This is a genomic window from Pseudomonas sp. S11P7, assembly GCF_023195435.1.
In the GTDB taxonomy this organism is placed as follows: Bacteria; Pseudomonadota; Gammaproteobacteria; order Pseudomonadales; family Pseudomonadaceae; genus Aquipseudomonas; species Aquipseudomonas fluorescens_G.
In genome coordinates, this window is record NZ_JALPKS020000002.1 from 1,433,707 (window position 1) to 1,453,896 (window position 20,190).

Below are 20,190 nucleotides of genomic sequence, written 5' to 3' on the forward strand. Positions count from 1 at the left end.
AGGAATGAGCCTGCTCGCGATAGCGTCAGTCCAGTCACATTCATGTTGCCTGACACACCGCCACCGCGAGCAGGCTCGCTCCTACATTGGTTATTTGCCAAGCCACATGTCCCGACTCACCCCAAATCCCTGTAGGAGTGAGCCTGCTCGCGATAGCGTCAGTCCAGTCACATTCATGTTGCCTGACACACCGCCATCGCGAGCAGGCTCACTCCTACACGGGTTATTCGTCAGGCCACAGTCCCAAGCCACCCTCAAATCCCGCCCACAAAAAAGGGGACTTTCGTCCCCTTGCATGTACAACCCTGAACCTCAGTAAATGTCCTTCGACAGCAACGTAAACGGTGTCTTCACCAGAATCTTCAGATCCAGCCACAACGACCAGCTGTTGATGTACTGCAGGTCAATCTCCACACGCTTCTGCATCTTGTCGATGGTGTCGGTCTCACCACGGCAACCGCTGATCTGGGCGAGGCCGGTGATGCCCGGTTTGATTCGGTGGCGCGCCATGTACGCGAGGATTTTCCCCGAGTAATAGTTGTTGTGCGCGACCGCATGCGGGCGTGGGCCGACCAGGGCCATGTGCCCTTGCAGGACGTTGAACAGTTGCGGCAACTCATCCAGCGAGGTGCGACGGATAAAGCGGCCGACAGCGGTAATGCGCGAGTCGTTGCGGCTGGCCTGCTTCACATCACGGTCATCGTGAACACGCATCGAGCGGAATTTCCAGACCTTGATCACCTTGCCGTTCCAGCCATGGCGGTCCTGCTTGAAAAACACCGGACCCGGGGAATTGAGCTTCACCGCCAGCGCGATAATCAGCAGGATCGGACTCAGCGCGATGATCGCCAGAAACGCCACTGCCTTCTCCACCAGACTCTTGCTCAGTGCGGCGGTCGGGCGGCTGGTCAGCGGGCTTTCGTTCAGGTAGATCGCCGGCAGACCGTCCACGACTTTCACCGAGTGGTTGAGCAGCGTCAGGCTGTTCAGATCCGGCACCCACACCACATCGACGTTGGCACCCAGCAGATCGACGTACATCGCCTCGATCTTCGCCGCTTCGCACAGCGGCAGGGTGATGTACAAGCGGCGAATGTCATGGGCGGCGATCAGGTCGAGCAGCTGTTCCTGTGCGCCGACGACGCGCGGGGCATCAGAGCCCAATGTGGTCACATCGCCGTTGCTGACCAGCCCCACCAGCGGCAGGTTTTCCAACAGGCTGAGCTTTTTCGCCAGACCCAGCGCCAGTTCACCGGTGCCGACGATCAACGTCTTGTGTTCGCTTTTACGCGAGCGTTGGTAGTACTTGGAAAACGCATGCAACGGTGCGTAGAGAAAAGCCTGACCGAGGAAACCATACACCGCCCAGCTCAGAATCACCTGACGCGAAAACAGCTCATCGGCCTGGCAGACGAACGCAATGCACGCCAGCGCCGCCATGGTCATCGACCAGCCCATGAACAGCCGGCCCAGGCCGGTCAGGTAGTTGTCGCGTTTGCGATAGACACCGGTGAACGTGTAGGCCGGAACCGAGGCCAGCACGGCCAGCGTTGCGCACATTCGGTAATAGAACGCGACCGTACCGGTGTGCTGCTCGGCCAGGATAAACAGCAGCGTGACCACGAACGCTTGAGCGAGTGCCCATTGGCCCCAAAAGGTCAGTCCCTTGAGGCCCGTGTTTCGATTGATACTGAGAGAAAGATCCATACGAATATCCCCAAAAGACGTCCATTCAGGTTTCAACAGTTGAAATCCGAGTTGTTATGCAGACTTATTGTTTTTGTTGTAGCGAGTGTCCTGAGGTAACAACATCGATATGCCGAACTGTCGTCAGTCAATAGACTAAGTTATTGCCGGGAATGGTGTCTGACGAGTTCTAACAAGATGGCACAGTGCCAACTATTTTAATAATTAAATAGTCGCCTGTTAGAAAAGGTCGCAGAGCAGGGGGTGAAAGTGCGGTGGGGTATTTGGTACTGTTGGAGGCAGGGAAGATACAACTCAAGGAGGGATAAAGCCAAACAGAGTGCTCTTGTTGTTTTTGTAATCGCACTTGTTCTGTTTGTTTTATGGGAGGAAGTCGGCGTTATTTACGCGACGATGTCCTGGATAAGGCAATAACCGCGATTTCTTACCGCGCGAAACAAACGCTCACCGTTGCTGGCGCTTTTGAATTTGTCTTGCAGGCGACTCAGGCACATTTCCAGGCCACGGTATTGTTCCGGTTCGCGACCGATGCTGATGATCAAGTCATCACGACTGACAACACGCTCTTCATGGCTGAGCATTTTGCGCACCAGTGCAGTTTCCAGCCCGGTCAGACTGATCTCTATGTCTTCTTTGATCAGCGCGCCTTGATCCGGGTCAAGATGCCAGGTTGCGCTATCCGGCATATCACTTTGAACGGCAGGGGGCATGTTGCTGATATCGCCGGTAATGACAGAGTTGTGCTGGAACGTATTTGCCGATTGCGCGGCCAGCCATTCCGATTCAAGTGTGGCCAGAATTCGCTGAGTATCATGCTCGATACTGCGCGCGACATTTTTTCGACTGATGTGCGGATATGTGAACTCCATCACCATTGGCGCGGAGGAGGGCGAAGCAACACCTTCAACAAACATTTGTGCCTGCGACGTGCCAAACGAGTTGAAACGTTCGCTGGAAAGGATGCTCTCCAGTTCACGTTGCGACGTTGTACTGTGAGTCACGACAACAAAATATTTCCTTGGGAGGGTTGTACTGGTTTCCATGTCTCTCTCCTGAATACATACCAAAATTGGCTAAAAGAAAATCGGCAGGCGAGCAATAGCTTCCTCGGAAGTAATCGATAGGCAGGGTCTGGGCCCAAGATTGGCCCTCGATAAATTCCACTCGAACTGCTGCTATGTTATGGAGTTTTATTGTTATGGGTCGTGTTGACGCGCTCATTCAATTGCTTGATTTCAAACAGAAGCGGAGCAGAAAAGGAGCTGTATGGCTGCATTGGACGATCCTTCGTACGTTGCAAAAGGGATTGGCTGCCCGAGACTCAGGCAGTCGATATCAGACCCCGCAGCAGGCGATAGCCGTAGCCGCGAATGCTCTGAATCGCGTTTGTACCATACATGTCCTTGATTTTTCCACGCAAGCGACTGATTGATTTTTCCAGCGCCCGAGGGTCGTAGAAATTGGTATTGAGGCCCATGATGCCGGCGATTTCATCATGGCTCAGGATGTGATTGCCGGTTTGCGCAAAGGCTTCGAGAATCTTCATCTCGGCAAACGAAATATCGAGTTTCTTGCTCTTGTCCATCAGGCAAATGCGCGTCGGATCAAGCGTAAGACTGATGTTGCGCTGCCATTCTTCACTGGCAAAGAACTCCGCCAGTAACTCGGTACCGTCGTCGGAAAGCGTGTTGAGTTTGATACAAATATCAGCACCCGCCAGATAGTACTTGATCTTGTTGAAGGCGCCGCGACCGGTGATAACCGCGCAAATAATTGGCTTCAAGTTATCGCTGCGTAGATTTTCCACAAGCGCAAGATTGTCCTCGAGAGCCTGTGGGCTATCGATAATCAGGAATATTGCCCGGTACGATCCCACATGTTCATTAAAGTTATATGAACTAGCGTAGGCACTGGCTTCAAGCGCCATATCGCTGCGGACATGCTGGGCGATTAGCGTTCTAAAATGTTCGGCCACGCCACGGGTACGCCCCAGAGTAAGAACACCGGGTTCGTCATTTGTCGGGCGCGGGCTTCTAGTCGCCAAGTTCGCTGAGAGCATCGTGCATTGACTCGAATTAGGTGCTGACATCGGGATGTTAAAGCACCGGTTCTCATCTGTGACTGACAATTGGTAACATTTGCGCGGATTTTAGACGTGCCTCGCGAGATTTCTAACAATAAGTAAGCTTTTCAGGCTTTTAGTTGATTTTCTCGAGAGAGTGAACTACGGCTTAGATGATGGCGATATGCAATGGTGCCACTATTTTGAGCGTATTGCGACAGCTTTATTTATGTCGCTTTGCCACTGTATTGCCATCCAATAGACTGTGCGCTGGATCACACTTTATTGTGCGCACCAACTTTTTTCCACTCCAGCACTAAATTTATTCTTGAGTAGTTCGTCGGCCGACGATTACTAACATGACTTGAGTGTGGCTTTTGATAAGACATATTCTGCCGGCGCCGCGTCAGGCAATGGGTAATGGCGTGCCAATCTTTATTTCCGATACTCAATTCCTGAGTGCAGTTGACCGGTCGCTCTCAAAGAGCGCTCTGATGGAGGATTAATGGATTTCTGGACTTTTTTCCAGGTGTTGATATTAGGCGCGGTAGAAGGCCTGACCGAGTTCCTGCCGATTTCAAGCACCGGCCACCAGATCATCGTCGCCGACTTGCTGGAGTTCGGCGGTGAGCGCGCAATGGCGTTCAACATCATTATTCAACTGGGCGCCATCCTCGCCGTGGTCTGGGAGTTTCGGCCGAAGATCTTCGACATCGTCAAAGGCCTCCCCACCGAGCGCAATGCACAACGCTTCACCCTCAACTTGTTGATCGCGTTTTTGCCGGCCGTTGTCCTGGGCGTGCTGTTCGCCGACGCCATTCATGAATACCTGTTCAACCCGATCACCGTCGCCGTGGCACTGGTCGTCGGTGGCATCGTGATGCTGTGGGCCGAACAACGCAGCCATGTGATCAGCGTCGAACACGTCGACGACATGCGCTGGTCCGACGCGCTGAAAATAGGTTTCGTACAATGCCTGGCGATGATCCCCGGCACCTCGCGCTCCGGCTCAACGATCATCGGCGGCCTGCTGTTCGGCCTGTCGCGCAAAGCCGCCACCGAGTTCTCGTTCTTCCTCGCCATGCCCACCATGGTCGGCGCCGCCGTGTACTCCGGCTACAAATACCGCGAGCTGTTCCAGCCCAACGACCTGCCAGTCTTCGCCCTCGGCTTCGTCACCGCGTTCATCTTCGCCATGATCGCCGTGCGCGGTTTGCTGAAGTTTATTGCTAACCACAGCTACGCCGCGTTCGCCTGGTATCGGATCGGTTTTGGGTTGTTGATTCTGGCGACGTGGGTGTTTGGCTGGGTGAACTGGACCGCTGCTGCGGCAGCCTGAAGAAAAAGCCAGGCGGTTCTACCGCCTGGCTAAAGTGATGGGAAGGGCATCAACGCCCTTCAAGCAACTCAGCCGCCTGATCCAGCAATGCCAGCGGATCCTTGGCCTTGTGAATATCCACCGAAAGCAACTGACGAAACTTGCGCGCCCCCGGAAAACCCGTGCCCAGGCCCAGCACATGCCGCGTGATGTGATGCATCGAACCACCGGCCAGCAAATGCTCGGCAATATAAGGACGCAACTGCGCCAACGCCTCAGCCCGACTGATCACCGGCGCCGAACTGCCAAACAACTGCTGATCCACCTGCGCCAGCAAATACGGATTGTGATAAGCCTCACGCCCGAGCATCACACCGTCAAACGTCTGCAGATGCTCATGGCAGGCCTCCAGCGTCTTGATCCCGCCGTTCAGCACAATCTCCAGCTCCGGAAAATCCGCCTTCAGCTGCGCCGCCACGTCATAGCGCAACGGCGGAATGTCGCGATTCTCCTTCGGCGACAACCCCTCGAGAATCGCAATCCGCGCATGCACGGTAAAACTGGTACACCCGGCATCGCGCACCGTGCCGACGAAATCACACAGCTCCGCATAACTGTCCCGACCGTTGATGCCGATGCGATGCTTCACCGTCACCGGAATCGACACCGCATCACGCATCGCCTTAACACAATCCGCCACCAGTTGCGGATGGCCCATCAGGCACGCGCCGATCATGTTGTTTTGTACGCGATCGCTCGGGCAGCCGACGTTTAGGTTTACCTCGTCGTAACCGTGCTCCTGGGCCATGCGGGCGCAGGCGGCCAAGTCCAACGGAACGCTACCGCCCAACTGCAGCGCAAGAGGGTGCTCGGCTTCGTTGTGACGGAGGAAGCGTTCGTGATCGCCGTTGAGGAGCGCACCGGTGGTGACCATTTCGGTGTAGAGCAGGGCGTTCTTCGACAGCAGGCGTAGGAAGAAACGACAATGGCGGTCCGTCCAATCCATCATGGGGGCGACACTAAACCGCCGAGACAGCGTAGGCCTTGGTATTACTGGGCTAAAGCTCTGATTCTGTACCATTTTACTCAACGTGTATTCGGCGTGTTTTTGGGCGTTTTCAGGCGTTTTTCAGGTCTCGGTGGTACGATGTACCACTTCAAAACCGACGCGTACCACTTTCGATATGGCAGCTATCAGGGCAAGAAAACTGGCGGATGGGTCTGTGAGCTACACCGCTCAGATCCGACTCAAGCGTGATGGGGTGCAAGTCTACCAAGAGAGCCAGACCTTCGCCCGGAAACAGGCCGCCCAGGCGTGGGCGCGCAAGCGTCAATCGGAGTTGGATGAACCAGGTGCGATCGAGCGGGCAAGCCGCAAAGGCGCCACCGCTAAAGAAATGATCGACCAGTACCTGCGCGAAGTTGAAAAGGCGCGGCCGCTGGGCAAAACCAAGAAGGCCACGCTGACGGCCATCGGCGCCAGCTACTTCGGCAAGCTCAATGACACCGACATCAATACGCAGTGCCTGGTGGACTTCGCCCTTTGGCGAATGAGTAGCGAAGGTGGAGGCGTCCTGCCGCAAACCGCCGGCAACGACCTCGCGCACCTCGGCGCTGTGCTTTCTATCGCTCGGGACGCATGGGGCTATCAGGTCGATCCGCTGGCCATGGGTGGCGCCCGGCGAGTGCTGCGCAAGCTCGGCTACAACCTCAAGAGCCGCGAGCGGGACCGCCGTCCGACATTGGATGAGTTGGGTAAGATCCTGACGCACTACGAGGATATGCAGGCCCGGCGGCCAAGTGTCACCAACATGCTGAAGGTCGTCGGCTTCGCGTTGTTCTCAACCCGCCGTCTCGATGAGATTACGCGCATTCGCTGGGCGGACGTCGACGAGGCTGGCCAGCGAGTCCTGGTTCGGGACATGAAGAACCCCGGCCAGAAGATCGGCAACGACGTCTGGTGTTACTTGCCTGATGAAGCGTGGCAGATCCTCCAAACGATGCCGAAGGCCGGCGAAGACATTTTCCCGTACAGCCCTGAGTCTATTTCCACGTCCTGGGCGAAGGCCTGCAAGTTTCTTGAAGTCGTTGACCTGCACTTTCACGACCTTCGGCATGAAGGTGTCAGCCGGTTGTTTGAAATGGACTGGGACATTCCGCGCGTGGCGAGCGTGTCGGGGCACAGAGACTGGAATTCGCTGCGACGCTACACCCACCTGCGCGGTAAGGGTGATCGGTATGTAGGGTGGGAGTGGCACGAAAAGATATTGAGGGCGCCCGTCCAACTGGGCGCCGCATCAATGAAGTGGCTCAAAAGGCGGGTTTTAAGCCGTTGAGCTGGTTGTTTTCTTTCACAGCGGCGGCGCGTTGAAGGTCGAGGTAAGCCGCCAGGTCGCCGATGTGAATGCCCTTGGCGGACTTCTGGCTCGGCTCCAGCCGGGTGATCGGGATTTTGATCTGACCACTCAACACCTTGCGCTGGAACATGTCGGGCGTCAGATGCGTGAAGTAGTCCCGGCACACCCGATCAAGCGGAATTATTGCCTGGCCGTCGTACTGGGCCATCAAAATAAATGCTGTGTTCATGATGCTGCCCTCACATCCGAAACGATTGGTGAATGAACCTCGGCCGGGCTATTTCTTCCGCCGGCTTCGCGACCTCCGTCTGGATCTCGCAGACGAATCTGTGCCGTTGACGGTTGGTTGCAGTCAGGGCTTTGGTGAGTCCAGGAACAGCCTCGAGGCACTGTTCATATGCCGTATCGCCAATCCAGTGTTGCGCTGGAAACACTTGGCAATCCGTCCGAGACGCATCCGCGCATAGGTACAGCAACAGGAAAACCGTCATAGCGCGGCCTCCTGCTGCGAAACATTCGGTTCTATCCGTTTTGGTATTTGCATGGTGCTTCCTTCCTTTTCGGACGATGGGGAGTTGCAGCTCCCCGTTGTTCGCCCCGTGATTCAGTTCAGCGCGCGTAGCGCCGAGGTTGGTTGTTCTTCGCTTCAGCCCGCGCCGCCATCAGCTCGGCCCATTCGTCAGCCTTGCGCTGCTGCCGGATCCGGCTACAAACCTGGTGCTTGCGAGTCGATCGAGCTTTCCCGCAAATGTCACATCGGCTCGGCAGGTCCAGCCGGTGGCTTGCCATGGGAGGGCGTGTGCGTTTCGTTGCTGAGACGTCCACGCTCAAGCCTCCCCGAGTAATGCGCGAGTGAGGGCGTTCCGCTGGCCTTGGTGCGTGAGCTTGTTCAGAGGCTGAGTTGAGCGGCGCCCGTTGCGGGATTTGACGATGGCGACACCGGCCGAGATTTCCGCGATGGTTCCTTCACGCACGCTGAAACTGACGCTGTGGCCAGTGCTGCGGCCGACCACATAATTCACGTCATCACCGACGTTGAAGGTGTTCGTGATAGCCTCTGTGCCGCTGCCACTTGGGTTTTGTGCTTGCATGGTGCTTCTCCTTTGGGGTGGTCGGTGCCGAGGGGTTGCAGCCCCTCGGCACCACTTCTTTTTCCGGCTTGACCGGTGTTCAGATTTCTTGTGCAGCCCAATCTTTTTTCAGTTGTGACCAGATCGCGTGGCCGTTATCGATGTACTCGTGCACCTCCATTTCGGGGCGCTGATCCATGTGCAGCAGAGCGATACAGTCGTTGAAGAGGGCTGTATCGAGACCGCGTAGATCGGTCAGGGCGAACGGGAATACTTGGCCGTTGTAGAGACTGAGCAGGAAGCGCCCGACGATTCGGCTTTGCCCTGAACAACGCTGAGCAACCGGCAGCAGGCGATGCAGGGCGGCGATACCTGCGGCTCGGATTGCAGGGCGCTCGCGCTCTTCTGCGGCGAATCGTTCGCTGATCGCCTTCAACGCGTCGGCGCCGATAGTGGGTTGTACTTGCATGGTGCTTCTCCTTTGGAGGCTCCGGCGTTGCAGCGCCTGGAGTAAATCCCGAGCGAGATTCAGTAGGGAATGAATTCCGGATGAATGCAGTCCGTGACCACATTCAAAGAGCGGCGCCGTTGTTCATCCGATAGGCCCAGCAACAGACTGAGGACATCCACCAGTGCCATCAGCTGCCCGCCGTTCTTGGCGGCTCGGCGGCTCAATTGTTCGGGATGTTGTTCGAGAAGAGTGGCGGCGTAGGCATTAGCCAGCCTGTTCACGGTGCTGACGGTTTGCGCGGCGCGTTGATCCAGCGCCTTGCAAAACGCACCACCTTGCTCGGCTGTGAGTGAGTTCAGAAGCGCTACGTTGCTTCTGCCATCGGCCGTGTGGCACCCCATCAGCCTGATACGCACAACCCGACTCTCGAACGCCTCGCTCCACTTGGGAGGGAAATGGCTGGAGATCATCACGGCGCCACTGAACGTGATGTTTTCGACACCTTGCGTGCTGCAGTAGAGAGCATTTCCACTGTTGAACAGCGGTCGAAGCTCATCCCAATCAAAGTCAGAGTCAGTGTGCGAAGGTTCACAGTAGAAACTCGCAACGCCATTGCCGGTGTTGGCGAGCGTGCGTAGACGCCCCAAGCGTGTTGCGCGGTAAGGGTCGCACTCAGAAAAGTTGTCCTGTCCGAGCAGCTTCCACAGATAGGTCTGCAAGGTGGACTTGCCGCTGGCGGCTGCGCCTTCGATGTGCAAAATCGGAAAGCTCATTTGCTCTTCGCGGATGGCTTCAGCGTGCCTTGCACCCATCCACCACGCGAGGGCAATAACGCCCCGTGGGCCGAATGCTTCCCAGAAATTCTCGAAGCGGATAGCGGTTTTCAGTTCGTTTTGCATCGGTGTAGCTCCTTTGGTTACAGCGGATTACGCGCTCTGAAAAATCCAGCAGCGCACAGTGGTGGGTTTGTTGAACATCGCGTTGCCGGCCGCTTGTGAGGCGCGCACGGCGCTGTAAACGGCCTTGTTGGATTCCAGCCATTTGTGGCTGCGGCTGTTGACCAGCAGCCCGCGCAGGGTCTTGAGGTCGGCGAGGTTCTGCCGATGCTCGCTGGCCTTTTCGGCGAACTCGTTGAGGTTGATGGCGATGAGTTTAGGGTCGGTGCTGTGGTTGACCTGCGGGCCTTCGCCCAGGCTTTCGAGGTATTCGTAGACTTCCCAGAATTCGGCAACCAGCGGATGGTCGGCACTGATCGCGGCTTGTCGCTCCAGCGCCATGACCATCAGTGCTTGGTGTGTCGTAGCGACGTGGTTGTCATCCAGCGGGCAAACCAGGCGCAGACAATCGACCAGGGCCATCAACTGGCTGTGGTTCTTGATGATCCGTTCCACGCGGATTTCTTTGAGCTTGCGCAGCTGCTGCTCATGGACCAGCACGCGTTCGGCGAACTTGGCCATCACCTGCGCTTCGGCGCGCACGGCGAGCAGCAGGAAGTGGCTCAACTGTTCAACCGGGATCAGGTTCAGGTTGTCGGCGGCCGCGCGGCTCTCGGTGGTGACTTCCGGGCGCGCAAAGTGGGATTTGATAATCCGGGTCAGGATCGCTTCTGAGGCGCTGACATCGGCGTTCTGACTGATCGCAATCGCGCCCCGAAACGGTGGTTCGTAGGTCTCGTTGCCGCTGGTTTTCATGCCCTTGGTGCCGAGCGTGCCGCCGCCGTAGAAGTCTTTCAGTTCGTCCCAGTCGAAGCCCTTGGCGTGCGCTTTATCCGGCTCGTTGCGATCGCCCTCGATCAGCACGACCGGCATGTTGGAGACTTGGCCCATGGCACGCTGGCGTCCGGCACGGGTCGATTTCGACGGGTCAAAACCTTCATGCTCGCGGCCGAGCAGTTTCCACAGGAAAGTCAGCAGCGTGGTCTTGCCGGCGCCGGCTTCACCGGTGACCTCAAGGAACGGAAAGGACTTGTACTGCGCGCGGATCTGCTCGGCGAACAGCGAGCCAAACCAGAACGCCAGCGCGACGATGCCCTTGGCGCCAAAGCACAGCCACAGCATCGGCAGCCAGTCGGTGCGGTACTGCTTGCTGTCGCGCTGAATGTGCATGGCGATCGACTTCTGCAGCGTCTTCAGCCGCAGCTTGCCGAACTCGAAAAAGTCCTCCTTGTTCACCACGCTGACGATGCCGCCGCGTACCGCGAGGTCGCCAAACACATAGCAGCCGTGCAATTTGCTGTAGCCGATAAAGTCGATGGTCTCGACGGTCTTGAGGCCGAACAACTGATCTTTCATGATCTTGTCGAGTTGCTGCCCGCTGCCGGTGAACACGGCGCCGGCGGCCATGCTGAGCAAGCGTTTCTTGAACTCGCTGGCGGCCGCAACCTGGCCACCGGTGAAGGTGTTTTTGACGCTGCCGCTGTCGTGCGGGAAATCGACGCGGAAGTAGTACCAGGATTCGTCGGTGACTTCGTTGCGCTGGAAGTACAGCGCCTGCGGGTAGCAGTTGGCGATTTCCACCACGCCGCCGCATTGGCGTAGGGCCTTTTCGCGACGCTGCTTTTCGTTGAGCAACTGGTCTTCGTGGCGCTCGGAGGACTCCAGCGCCTGCATGGCCTTGTTGAATTTCTCCAAGTCCATCTTGAACCAGTAGAGCCGGCTGTCGAAGCCGAAGTGAAATTCGTGGCGCTCGCGCCATTCGTACATCAGCACGCCTTTCTCAGACGCGCTTTCGGCGATTAACAGGGAGCCGTGATAGCGAGCGGTGGCCAGGTCCTTGTCGATCTGCTCGGCACGTTCGCTCTCGCCATCGATGAATGCCCAGCGCTGATGCAGGTCGTTCCAATCCACCTTGCGGCTGTCCGATTGGGGAATCTGTGCCGCTTCGCATTCGTAACCCAGGGCGCGAGCCTGACGCACCCAACGCTTGGTGTATTTGTGCGCGCCGGGTTCGTTATCCAATGCCCAAATGAGCTTGGGCAATTTACCGCCGCGTTGTCGGGCCAGCTCTTTCAGAGACTCCTCGGGGAAGAAGGCAGACGACATTGCCGACACGGCTGCAATGCCGTTATGCACCAGAGCGATGGCGTCGAAGATGCCCTCGACAATCCACAGCTCTTTGACGTCCAGCAGCTCGACACATGGCGGGCACCACCAGTACCCACGCGGGCTATCGCCAGGCTTGAACCGCGCTTTCATCTTGCCGAACCGGTGCGGCCGGTCGATCAGGCGCTCCCAGTAGCCACCTTTCTCCAACGCGAAGCGCACCGTTGCGCTGCCGGCATTCAGTTCGCCGGAGAAATACGTTTCCTGCGTGAACCAGCCTTGAATCAGATCGAGCCGAAAGCCCCGGGCAAATTCCAGGTAGGCACGAGCGGTGGCGCTGGGGTGTTGCTCGCTGGCCGGGGCGCGCTTGCTCCAGTCTTCGAACAGGTCTTCGTAGATTTCTTTGACATGCCAGGTCTGGCCACATTTGCCGCGGCCGCAACGGATCATCCACGGGTCATCGTGGAAGGCATACAGCTCCTTTTTCTTGCATGCCGGGCATTCGCCCTGGCGCATGTATTTGCCAGCTTTGTGTTTGAGTCCGTAGTCGGATTCAAGGCGTTGCAGAATGTCGGCGCGCAAATCGTGTTTCATGTTCATCGGGGCTTACTTCACTTCGCCGAGACTGTGTTTAAGGGCGCCAATCAGGCGTTTTTGCGCGGCCATTACGGGGAAGGCCGACAGCAGCGAGCCGTGCCGTAAACCCTCGGGAATCATGCGAAAGCGATCGTCATACCAGTACTCGTTGAACTGCATCGAGTACTGAGCGCGCAGTGCCTGGAGCAGGGCTTCGGCCTGTGCACGGGGCAGTTTTGCGGTGATGGCGATGTCGATTTCCATGATCCACCTCGGATTTCAGGCAAAGCTCACCCAAACCCACGGGAAGCGGGGCAGGGCGGGGTTGTTTAAATAGGGGTTACTGAGGGTGGTGCTTGTGCGCGGAACCGCGCTGGGCGAGCAGGCTTTGCGGCAGCAGCCTCGCCGGTACCGGGTAGCGCAGATCGGCCCGGGTGTCGATCAAGTGCACGACCGTGCAGCCGGGGCTGTTGCCCCAGTCCACGCCGATCCACTTACGCTGATTGATCACCTGCAATTCAGTCCAGGCGTTGTGCACCAGGCGCTCCGCCATAAAGACAGGCACCTCCAGCGACGTGGCCAGGTGGCGAACGCAGTTTTCATAGAGCAGATCCGAGTCCACCAGGTACTGCGCTTCGTGCCGTTGCAGGTAAGCGAACGCGGCGCGCTGCATGCTGCTGCGGTAGTCGTGGGTCAACTGATCGTGGTTCATTGCGCACACTCCATTTCCATTTGGTCGAGCAGGTCGGGTTGATCGTTGGCGGTTTTCATCGCGGCGCGGCGCAAGGCGATGTCAGCGATGGGCAAACGCACTGATGGATTGGCCATGCCGCTGGGACTCATTTCGTGAGTCATCTCGAACTCAGCACGCACCGACCAGCCGCAGGCCTCGTTGGTGCATTGCAGATAGGCCACGCGCAGGAAAATGTGTGTGCCTTCGCTGGTGCGGATACGCATGCGGCCGAGGCAGTGCGGGCAAACCAGTTTGTATGTACTCACCCAGCGATCCCCCGACCGTGCAGTTGAATGGTGGCCAGCACTTCGGCGTAGCGGGCGGACATGTAGTGCATCAGAGCGTTGATGATTGCTTGGGCTTCGCAGGACTCGATGACACCGTCGTCGAGTGCTTTGGCAATGATCTGATCAACCATCCCGCGCTTGGCGGCGGCTTTGACTGACCGGTTGTACAACTCGACGTTGTCCAGATCCGCCGATGCTGTCAGCGGGACGAACATTCCGCCGTATTTGGCTGCGATGTAATCCGGCAGGAAGGTTGTTCCTGCTACCTGTTCGAGGCGATGAATGTGGTCGTCGCTCAGCGGTCGGCTGCCGGCGTTTTCATAAGCCTGGTTGTCGAACTTTTTGAGTGGCATTCCCAAGTCAGCAGCGGCATAGATGCGGCCTCCCTGATAGGCGCCGATCACTGCACTGACTACGTCTTTCCTGTTGGCTAGAACTGGGCGTTTCATCTTCTGGTTTCCTCCCTGAGCCAACAGGCTTAGTTTTCAATCACGCCGTCTTTGATACCGAGCAGCACAGCGGCGCGATGAGACTCGCCCCGCAGACATTTCTTCTGTCCGTTCAGCACGGCATACACCGTAGAAGGCGTGAGGTTGTGTTGATCGGCCCAATCCTTGGCAGATAGACCTTGATGCGCGAGGCGCTCGCGGGCGCCTTGGCACGCTTGCTCCGTGGGGTATCCGTTCGGCATAGTCTCGTTTCGTGTGATTTCGTGTGATGACAGGCGAAGTATTTCCCATGAATGTGGGAATGTCAAATCGCTATGGAGACATTTGTGGGAATTGGTGATCGCCTGAAAGAAGAACGCGAACGGTTGGGCTTCAATCAAACCGATTTCGCAGCTAAGGCTGGTGCCTCAAAAAACAGCCAATACAACTACGAGAAAGGCGAACGTAGCCCCGATGCGACCTATCTAGCCGCCGTGGCTGAGAAGGGAGTCGACGTGTTGTATGTGGTGACCGGTGAGCGCAAGCCCACAACGGTCGAAAGCATCAGTCCCGACACGGCAAAATTTCTTGAGTTCTATCAGCGCGTCACGGACTTGGATCGAGAGGTGCTGCTTCGTATGGTTTCGGCTTTTGCAAAAGCCGCGAGCATTGATGGGAAAAAAGAGAACGACTGACTTGGGCAATGACTGCTCAGGTGTGTAGGCGCAACACGCCGGCCACGATGGCCGGCTTTTTCATGGATATAGAAAGGAGCGGTTCGAATGGCTTTGAAGCCCTGTAAGTCTTGCAAACACAAAGTAGATATTTCAGCGAAGGTTTGCCCCAGCTGTGGCGTTGCCGATCCGGGAGTCACCCTGGGCCAGAAGATCGGCGGGTTTGTCATTCTGGTAATCATCATCGCTGTGACAGTGTCGATGTGCTCAAGGGGTAACAAGGACGAGCCTGTCGAAAAGGTAACGCAGAGTGTTGCGACGAAGGCTTACACGATCACTAAAGACGATTTCCAAGAGGGACGACCTCGTAAAGTTGAAGTCGTCTTACCCAAGCGTGTAAGTGACGCGGAGCTGGCTGAAGTGGCCAAGGCCGTTCGTGCCGACACGAAGTCCAAGCCCAAGACGACATTCATCGGCTTCAGGATCGAAGGTCAAAACGACAAGGCGTACTGGGCCAATGCCAGTTTTGATCCTGACTACAAAAGCTCCCTCATCGGCCTCAGCGCCCAGGACTATCAGCACTTGCAAGCTCTCGACCTGAAGACTTACCCCGACAAGGTTGGCAGTTGGTTACGTGATGGTGCACTTGGCCACGTGATGGTTCTGTACAAGCGAAACGGCAAATACGCCATCGACTCAATTTTCCCTAACGGTGGAAAAAAATACAGAGAGCTATCAGGCGAAGAAGCTTCCGGATGGTGGGCTGCGCCTGGATGAGCCTGAAAACAGCTTCGGCGAGTACTACGTGGTCGACGCAAAGGGAAACTTGCAGGGATGGGGTGAGAACGGTGCCTATATGACGCTTCCACCTCGTTCGCCAGCGCTGTAAGGCTTGGGCAACTGCTACTTACATTTCCAACGTGGTGCATAGGTTCGGGAGCATCCATCTGGGAGGCGACACCCATTTACTCCAGACCCAAATGATTTGTAGGGGCTGGTGGCACAGAAAAAACGTGCTGAGAATGGGTGACTCCCGGGCGGTTCAGGTGCTGCGAAAAGTGCCCTGCCCATCACAAGGAAATGGAGTACGTACGATGGAAAACCTTACCCCTTTGGAGCACCTCTTTTTGCACCTTCTTGCGCAGCTAGATGACCAGCAGCGCCAAGATGTGCTGAGAATCATGGAGGCGCTTGTGCAGTCATCGAAGTAAGGCGGAGTTAGTAAGAAAGGGTCCCGGTGCTTTGCCGGGGCTTTGAGGTTGGTCTAATAGTATGTTTTGTTTAGGGTCTTCAATTTATGTCAATGAATTCTAAGGTGGCGGCAGATATAGGTCATAAACCTCTCTCTCAAACGGTCTCTTTTTGGCTGGCTCTCGCTACACCAATAGTTTTGGGGTTGGGGCTTGGAGTGGTTATCGGGGTGAACTCTTCGCTAGGTGGTGTATGTTTGTCTACTATTTGTATCAATTACTTCATTGAGGTTTATAAGGTTCCAATCACTATTTCAGGGCTGTCTCTCCCACTAGTTGCTATGGTGGCCGCTATTCAAAGGTCAAAAGAAGCATTTGTTCAGATCGAAAATGGGCAGAAGCAATATTCTGAGGCTGTGAGTAATAACAGGTTTGGTAATTTCCTTAAGCATCGAGAGGGTTTTTACAAGCTTGTAGAGAACTTTCGAGAGATAGAATCAAATAACAGAGATTCAAGTGAAGTGCTCGTGGATGTAGGGTATCTTTACATAAGGCTATTCCCTAAGAATAGCTTTCGATCGCTAGAGTTTGAACAGAAGTTAACTGGTTCATGGCTAATACTTAGCCAAAGATTTCAAAGGATGGAAGAGAATATACAGGGAGCGATGAGCTATCCTGGGGCTTTTGAGATGGCAGATTTTCTAAAAGACCTTCAAATAGTGCTAAATGTATTGACTATTCGTTTGGCTCCATCAGTTTATTGTGAGTATGAGCGTGATGAGGAAGTTTTTCGTTCGATGATTCGTGGGGCTGATGAAAATATTGACAATGTGATCGAGACAGCTACCCTTGCTTTAAGGTTATATTTGGCAGTTAGCTCGTATGCTGGATTTGATGCTGCGCTTTCGCGGCATAATATTTTTTATAGTCTGAAAGTGTTTGAAATGCTCGAGCTCACTAAAGTCAATGTGAAATTTGATTTGGTTCGTTAGGCTTTGGTGACGCTGTAATAGTCAAGATTGGTCATGTTGAGATGGTTCTAAAATCTGGTAGTCGTTAGCGTATGCGCGATGAGGTAAGGCGGGAGGGGTTCTGGTTCTTTTAGACTTGTATTAACCTAATAACTAAAAGAACCCGGCCTCAAACCGGGTTTTATTTTTATATCACGAAGAAGAAATCGACGTTGCTAAGGGGTGGCGGCATCTTTAATTTCAACTTCATCATTAACAGCGTCTTGAACATTATTTAATGTGGTGTTTTTTTGCGCTGAGATAGGTTTGTAAGAAAAGTCTTCGCTCAAGTCTCTTGCCATATGGCTTTTTAATACCTCTATCTTAAGAGCTGTTTGTTCTTGGAATTTTTCATGGTCGGTTATGTTTAGGTGTTTTGCAGATGAGTGCACCGTTTCGCGTGCAACTACTAGAAGCTTGGCGAGAGTCAATCTGTCACCATGAATTTTGAATATTTTCTGTATCATTGAATATGCAAGCTTCCAACTATAAAATATGGCGAGGCCGAAAATTGCTGCGAATGGAATTCTTAGGATAAAGGCTGCAAGTACATCAATTGCTGATTTGTATTCGGCTGTGAGTAAATTTCCAGCGCCAACGTAAACTTGATAGGTTGAAAAGATTATCGCTAGTAATGGGAGTGCTATTAAGGCGGAGTAAATCTTTGCTTGTGATTTTCCCTCTTCTACGTAAGGTCCATACTCGTCAGAAATAAGGTTTCTATCGTTGGTAAGCTTCTGTAGTTGTGTCTTTAAATCGGCGATGTTTTTATTTAAGTTTTCTGCCTGTTGTGTAAGTTGTTCTGTATTGTTTTTTGCTTCTACGGATTTGCTCTCGAAATGTTTTGTCTCTAATTCGATTTGCTGAAGTTTTATTCTCGAGCTTTCTAAAGTTGCCAGCGCTTTTTCACTTTCTGCTTTTGTTTTTTGTTGAAGGGTGGATAGTGATTCTATTTCTGCTTCGAGTTCGGCTTTTGCAGCATGGACTCCTGCAATCAGGTCGTTGGCGTCTGAGATTTCTGATTTCGCATCAAGCTTGTATTGCGCAATTGTCCGTTTTAATTCAATGACTGCTTCAATGTCTTCTGCATATTTTACTAGTTGATCTTGGTTTGCGCCGTACAGTTCGATTTTTTTGATTTGTGGTTTCAGAAGTAGTGTCGTGCTAGATATCTCAAACCACTCGCAAAAACGTTGAACCCAAACAAAAGCATAGGACTGATTGTACTGTATGGCTGCCTGGTAGGGCTCTCTACCCGAAACTTTTATGGTTACTGTAGTGTCCTTAGATATCTTTTCTGGTTTGTCTCCATATATATAGATTAGCCGAAGGTAGGTTAGACTTTCAGGCGTGAATCTTCGTGCTGCACTCGTGGGTTTTACGCCACCCGGAACTCCGCTTTCTGTCAGGAGTGTTTGAAACTGTGGTGTAGATTTCCAGAACGGATTCTGAGTCTGAACCAGCGCTGGTAGCTTTTCCTCGAGAGTAACCAGGCTGCTTTCGAGATCTTCTTGTGAGTTTTCAGACATGGCTATTTTCCATTTTTACGATATCCAGTACCACAATAGCAGAATGGCACATTGCCGCTATTGAAGTTTCTTCCATTCGCGATCTACTGCCCGCTTGGCCGTCTTCTCTGTGGCATACAACCAACGTAACCGCCGCGGCTTGGTTTGATCCCCAGCCGACATTTTCTTCTCCTTTCCGGTTTTCTTATCACGGTAGTACGCGATGATTCCCGTGAAGTCTCCTTTATTCTCCTCTGCCAGATCCTCAACAGTGTCCTCCGGTAACTTGCTCTCCAGCTCAAGGCTGACGGTGTAACCGTTATCTGCGCTGAGCGTGTGTTGCACATTTCCGCCGTACCAAATGATTTCGTCGATCTCAGGCTTCACACCTTCCAACGTATAGGTCAACTCAGGTATCAGATCCGGTCTGCCCATGGCCAGGGTATAGCTGAGCGTCGCGCTGCCACGTTGTAGGCGATTGAACTCGGCCCGCGCGGCGCGCAGGGCTGACTGTCGGTCACTGTAGGTGTGCCGCAGATCCTTAAGGTTTTCGCCACCGCCGGCGATAGCTTCTTGTTTCTTGGCGCTGTTCACGTCGTAAAAGTAAGCCCGCACGCCGTCGTAGCTGTCGCGGTCGGCTTGCAGGTAGCGGTGCTGGTCGCCATCGGTGCGGGTGAGGGTGATGTGGGGCAATTCGGCGCCGCTTGCTGTCTTGCCGCCGCCGGCGGGTAGGCATAGCAGGCAGCCGGCTTTGACGGTGACCACGGCGTCGAACTCTTCGCCTACACGGCTGATCAGGTTGGCGTCGGATTCGTTGGCCTGGTCCAATTGCAGGATGGGCAAACCGTCGAGGGCGCCGGCGATGGTTGCGGTCAGTCCGTTGCCCAGGGCGATATCGCCCAGTACGTCGCCAAGCGTGGTGTTGCTCCAGCTGCGTTCGCGTCTGGTCTTCAAGCCTTTGCGCAGGTCGGCCGAGCGGGCGCGGATACTCAGCACGTCGGGCGCGCCGGAATGCTCGGTTTCATCAACGGTGTAAGTGCCCTTGTCGACCAGTCCGGTATCACTCCAGCCGAGCCACAGCCGAATCACCGCACCCTTGGGCGGGATGGCGAGCAGTCCGTCGTGGTCGCTGAGGGTGATGCTCAGTTGATCGGCCTCGATGCCGCGATTGTCGGTCAGGTCGAGGCTCATCAGGCGCGGGCTGATCAGTTGGGCGATGTCATTGCCGTCCACCGTGATGCGGAAGGCTGGCACCGGGTAGGCCGCCTCGCGTTTGTAGCGCTCGATGGTCTTGTCCAGAAAACCGGTGACGCGGGAGAGGGCGGCATCGATCACAGCAGCGCCCTCATGATGCTGACGCCTGCGCTGGTACCGGCGCCGATCAGGTCGATACGGTCGTCATCGATGCGCTTGAGGCTGAGGGTGAATTCGATTCGGCGCGGCGTTCCGTCGCGAAAGAAAATAGTCTTGGTTTCGCTCAGGCTTTCGATGATCCACAGGCCGTAGATGCGGCCGCTGCCTTCGACCATTGGCCATGCCTTGCCGGTGTTGGCCATCAAGCGCAAGGCGTCGAGGCTTAGGGCGCTGCCGGCGAGTTCCGGCAGGATGATGCCGGGCAGAGTGATGGAGTCATCACCACGGCCGACGAACTGGCGGGCCGGCGCGGCGCCGACGCGGTTGCTGCTGGCGTGGCGCCATTCGGTTTGGCGTTGCAGTTCCTGGTAGGCGGCGGTGGAGAGGCTGAAAACGAACATGCCCAGGGCAAGCATCATGGCGGG

General features: G+C 55.2%; 22 protein-coding genes. 5 read left to right on the top strand and 17 right to left on the bottom strand.

Annotated features, from left to right (window positions below):
• Nucleotides 1-312 precede the first annotated feature (312 nt).
• The 3 genes from M0746_RS06610 to M0746_RS06620 all read right to left on the bottom strand — a co-directional run bounded on the left by M0746_RS06610 (nt 313) and on the right by M0746_RS06620 (nt 3,766).
• A complete protein-coding gene (locus M0746_RS06610) occupies nt 313-1,707 on the bottom strand; it encodes an undecaprenyl-phosphate glucose phosphotransferase (protein WP_208940431.1) in 1,395 nt (464 codons plus the stop codon).
• Between the two features lie 383 nt (nt 1,708-2,090).
• Nucleotides 2,091-2,750 carry a winged helix-turn-helix domain-containing protein gene (locus M0746_RS06615; RefSeq protein WP_258448558.1) on the bottom strand — a complete coding sequence of 220 codons (660 nt, stop codon included), beginning with the start codon at nt 2,748-2,750 and terminating at the stop codon, nt 2,091-2,093.
• A 278-nt stretch (nt 2,751-3,028) separates the two neighbouring features.
• On the bottom strand, nt 3,029-3,766 hold the full coding sequence (locus M0746_RS06620; protein WP_208940433.1) for a winged helix family transcriptional regulator: 738 nt from the start codon (nt 3,764-3,766) through the stop codon (nt 3,029-3,031).
• 508 nt (nt 3,767-4,274) lie between these two features.
• On the opposite strand from M0746_RS06620, the gene M0746_RS06625 reads away from it, so the two are divergent.
• Nucleotides 4,275-5,108, top strand: coding sequence for an undecaprenyl-diphosphate phosphatase (locus M0746_RS06625; RefSeq protein WP_258448559.1), 834 nt, complete (start codon nt 4,275-4,277; stop codon nt 5,106-5,108).
• Between the two features lie 49 nt (nt 5,109-5,157).
• On the opposite strand, the gene dusA is transcribed toward M0746_RS06625, so the two are convergent.
• Nucleotides 5,158-6,168 carry a tRNA dihydrouridine(20/20a) synthase DusA gene (gene dusA / locus M0746_RS06630; RefSeq protein WP_258451445.1) on the bottom strand — a complete coding sequence of 337 codons (1,011 nt, stop codon included), beginning with the start codon at nt 6,166-6,168 and terminating at the stop codon, nt 5,158-5,160.
• Between the two features lie 103 nt (nt 6,169-6,271).
• Between dusA and M0746_RS06635 the strand changes: the two genes are divergently transcribed.
• Complete coding sequence (locus M0746_RS06635) at nt 6,272-7,423, top strand: site-specific integrase (protein WP_258448560.1); 1,152 nt, start codon at nt 6,272-6,274, stop codon at nt 7,421-7,423.
• Here the strand turns inward: M0746_RS06635 and M0746_RS06640 are convergent.
• The 10 genes from M0746_RS06640 to M0746_RS06690 form a co-directional block, all read right to left on the bottom strand.
• Nucleotides 7,398-7,673, bottom strand: coding sequence for a pyocin activator PrtN family protein (locus M0746_RS06640; RefSeq protein WP_160769755.1), 276 nt, complete (start codon nt 7,671-7,673; stop codon nt 7,398-7,400). The two genes, M0746_RS06635 and M0746_RS06640, sit on opposite strands and share 26 nt — an antisense overlap.
• A gap of 598 nt (nt 7,674-8,271) precedes the next feature.
• On the bottom strand, nt 8,272-8,535 hold the full coding sequence (locus M0746_RS06650) for a hypothetical protein (protein ID WP_258448562.1): 264 nt from the start codon (nt 8,533-8,535) through the stop codon (nt 8,272-8,274).
• 79 nt (nt 8,536-8,614) lie between these two features.
• A complete protein-coding gene (locus M0746_RS06655) occupies nt 8,615-8,983 on the bottom strand; it encodes a DUF7673 family protein (protein WP_258448563.1) in 369 nt (122 codons plus the stop codon).
• 59 nt (nt 8,984-9,042) lie between these two features.
• Complete coding sequence (locus M0746_RS06660) at nt 9,043-9,864, bottom strand: hypothetical protein (RefSeq protein WP_258448564.1); 822 nt, start codon at nt 9,862-9,864, stop codon at nt 9,043-9,045.
• 27 nt (nt 9,865-9,891) lie between these two features.
• The gene (locus M0746_RS06665) at nt 9,892-12,606 is read right to left on the bottom strand and encodes a bifunctional DNA primase/helicase (RefSeq protein WP_258448565.1); all 2,715 of its coding nucleotides are present in this window, start codon (nt 12,604-12,606) and stop codon (nt 9,892-9,894) included.
• 6 nt (nt 12,607-12,612) lie between these two features.
• Nucleotides 12,613-12,846 (bottom strand): hypothetical protein, encoded by a 234-nt coding sequence (locus M0746_RS06670; protein ID WP_086793340.1) that lies wholly within the window; start codon nt 12,844-12,846, stop codon nt 12,613-12,615.
• A gap of 76 nt (nt 12,847-12,922) precedes the next feature.
• The gene (locus M0746_RS06675) at nt 12,923-13,294 is read right to left on the bottom strand and encodes a hypothetical protein (RefSeq protein ID WP_258448566.1); all 372 of its coding nucleotides are present in this window, start codon (nt 13,292-13,294) and stop codon (nt 12,923-12,925) included.
• Complete coding sequence (locus M0746_RS06680) at nt 13,291-13,581, bottom strand: ogr/Delta-like zinc finger family protein (protein ID WP_038979812.1); 291 nt, start codon at nt 13,579-13,581, stop codon at nt 13,291-13,293. The genes M0746_RS06675 and M0746_RS06680 overlap by 4 nt, the downstream gene beginning before the upstream one ends.
• A complete protein-coding gene (locus M0746_RS06685) occupies nt 13,578-14,051 on the bottom strand; it encodes a YmfL family putative regulatory protein (RefSeq protein ID WP_095189088.1) in 474 nt (157 codons plus the stop codon). The genes M0746_RS06680 and M0746_RS06685 overlap by 4 nt, the downstream gene beginning before the upstream one ends.
• A gap of 29 nt (nt 14,052-14,080) precedes the next feature.
• Nucleotides 14,081-14,293, bottom strand: a complete 213-nt coding sequence (locus tag M0746_RS06690; protein WP_150694802.1) for a DNA-binding protein — start codon at nt 14,291-14,293, stop codon at nt 14,081-14,083.
• Nucleotides 14,294-14,377: 84 nt separating this feature from the next.
• Here M0746_RS06690 and M0746_RS06695 point away from each other — a divergent pair, with 84 nt between their 5' ends.
• From M0746_RS06695 to M0746_RS06705, 3 genes are all read left to right on the top strand, one after another.
• Nucleotides 14,378-14,725, top strand: a complete 348-nt coding sequence (locus M0746_RS06695; protein WP_201138300.1) for a helix-turn-helix domain-containing protein — start codon at nt 14,378-14,380, stop codon at nt 14,723-14,725.
• A gap of 87 nt (nt 14,726-14,812) precedes the next feature.
• Nucleotides 14,813-15,481 carry a zinc ribbon domain-containing protein gene (locus M0746_RS06700; RefSeq protein WP_258448567.1) on the top strand — a complete coding sequence of 223 codons (669 nt, stop codon included), beginning with the start codon at nt 14,813-14,815 and terminating at the stop codon, nt 15,479-15,481.
• A gap of 520 nt (nt 15,482-16,001) precedes the next feature.
• Nucleotides 16,002-16,886, top strand: coding sequence for a hypothetical protein (locus M0746_RS06705; RefSeq protein WP_258448568.1), 885 nt, complete (start codon nt 16,002-16,004; stop codon nt 16,884-16,886).
• A gap of 194 nt (nt 16,887-17,080) precedes the next feature.
• On the opposite strand, the gene M0746_RS06710 is transcribed toward M0746_RS06705, so the two are convergent.
• Genes M0746_RS06710 through M0746_RS06720 form a run of 3 tightly spaced genes read right to left on the bottom strand, consistent with a single transcriptional unit; the run spans nt 17,081 to nt 20,184 of the window.
• The gene (locus M0746_RS06710; RefSeq protein ID WP_258448569.1) at nt 17,081-18,433 is read right to left on the bottom strand and encodes a hypothetical protein; all 1,353 of its coding nucleotides are present in this window, start codon (nt 18,431-18,433) and stop codon (nt 17,081-17,083) included.
• Nucleotides 18,434-18,490: 57 nt separating this feature from the next.
• Nucleotides 18,491-19,747 carry a phage late control D family protein gene (locus M0746_RS06715; protein WP_258448570.1) on the bottom strand — a complete coding sequence of 419 codons (1,257 nt, stop codon included), beginning with the start codon at nt 19,745-19,747 and terminating at the stop codon, nt 18,491-18,493.
• A complete protein-coding gene (locus tag M0746_RS06720; protein ID WP_150694807.1) occupies nt 19,744-20,184 on the bottom strand; it encodes a phage tail protein in 441 nt (146 codons plus the stop codon). The genes M0746_RS06715 and M0746_RS06720 overlap by 4 nt, the downstream gene beginning before the upstream one ends.
• Nucleotides 20,185-20,190: the final 6 nt, after the last annotated feature.